The 1,271-nt window shown below is 62.1% G+C and carries 1 protein-coding gene; it reads right to left on the bottom strand.

What is annotated here, in order from left to right; genetic code table 11:
* Positions 1–34: 34 nt before the first annotated feature.
* A protein-coding gene (locus tag ACFOYU_RS15305) for an IS3 family transposase (RefSeq protein ID WP_377034254.1) occupies positions 35–1,203 on the bottom strand; the annotation gives its coding sequence in 2 pieces (ribosomal slippage) (positions 35–939 and positions 939–1,203; 1,170 coding nt in all).
* Between the last annotated feature and the right edge of the window lie 68 nt (positions 1,204–1,271).

The raw sequence follows: 1,271 nt of genomic DNA, 5'->3' as shown, positions 1-1,271 counted from the left end.
TGGCCGGCCCCCACGAGGTGGTCCGAGGTTAATATTAGTGCATTATCGGTCGTGGCGCTACGGCTGGGGTGGCCGGCGGCGTTGGCCGGGGTTGTGCAGCCGGCCGTAGCACCGTCTCCGGGGCGGGCGGCTTGTACCCTAATGAAGAGTGCGGGCGTACGGTATTGTAGTGGCGCCTCCAATTTTCGATCACGATCTGAGCCTCCTTGAGCGTGTAGAAGACTTCGCCTTTCAGCAGTTCATCTCGAAGCTTCGAGTTGAAGCTCTCGCAGTACCCATTCTCCCACGGGCTGCCCGGCTCGATGTAGGCCGTCTTGGCACCCACAGCCGTGATCCACTCGCGGACAGCTTTGGCCGCGAATTCGCTGCCGTTGTCGGAACGAATATGGCCTGGAACACCGCGCAGGATGAACAGGTCCGAGAGCACGTCGATGACATCGACAGCTTTCAGCTTCCGGTTCACCCGGATGGCCAGGCATTCGCGCGTGAACTCGTCGATGATGTTGAGCATGCGGAACTTGCGCCCATCATGGGTGCGATCCTCGACGAAATCGTAACTCCAGACATGATTGGGATACTCCGGCCGCAGGCGGATGCAGGATCCGTCGGCAAGCCAGAGACGTCCTTTCTTCGGCTGCTTTTGAGGCACTTTCAGCCCCTCCTGCCGCCAGATCCGCTCCACCCGCTTCTTGTTCACAAGCCAGCCGGCCTCCCGCAGCAGAGCGGTGATGCGCCGGTAGCCGTAACGGCCATACTGGAGAGCAAGCGCGATGATGTCGGCGGTCAGGGCCGCCTCGTCATCAGGGGTGGCGGGGATCTTGCGCTGGGTGGAGCGGTGCTGGCCCAGAACCCGGCAGACCCGTCGCTCGGACAGGCCCAGTTCGGCTCTCACATGCTCCACACAAGCGCGGCGGCGGGCGGGGCTTAGAAGTTTCCCTTGGCGGCCTCTTTCAGGATCATCTTGTCGAGGGTGAGGTCAGACACCGCGCGCCGGAGCCTGGCGTTCTCGGCCTCAAGCTCCTTCAGGCGCTTGACCTGATCCGACTTCAGCCCGCCGTACTCGGAGCGCCAGCGGTAATAGGTGACCTCCGTTACGCCGATCTGCCGGATGGCCTCGGCGACAGTCCGGCCTTGTGCCGTCAGCACGTCGACTTGCCGCAACTTGGCGACAATCTCCTCGGCCGTGTGTCTCTTCTTGCTCATTCTCTTTCGTCCTCCATTCGGCTCGAAAGCCATACATCAGGGAGGACCACTTTTGTGGAGGCAGGCCA

The sequence above is a fragment of the Microvirga sp. GCM10011540 genome (genome assembly GCF_042650665.1).
Taxonomy (GTDB): domain Bacteria; phylum Pseudomonadota; class Alphaproteobacteria; order Rhizobiales; family Beijerinckiaceae; genus Microvirga; species Microvirga lenta.
The sequence above is the reverse complement of the archived record's forward strand: the minus strand, read 5'-3'. Positions and strand labels throughout refer to the sequence as shown.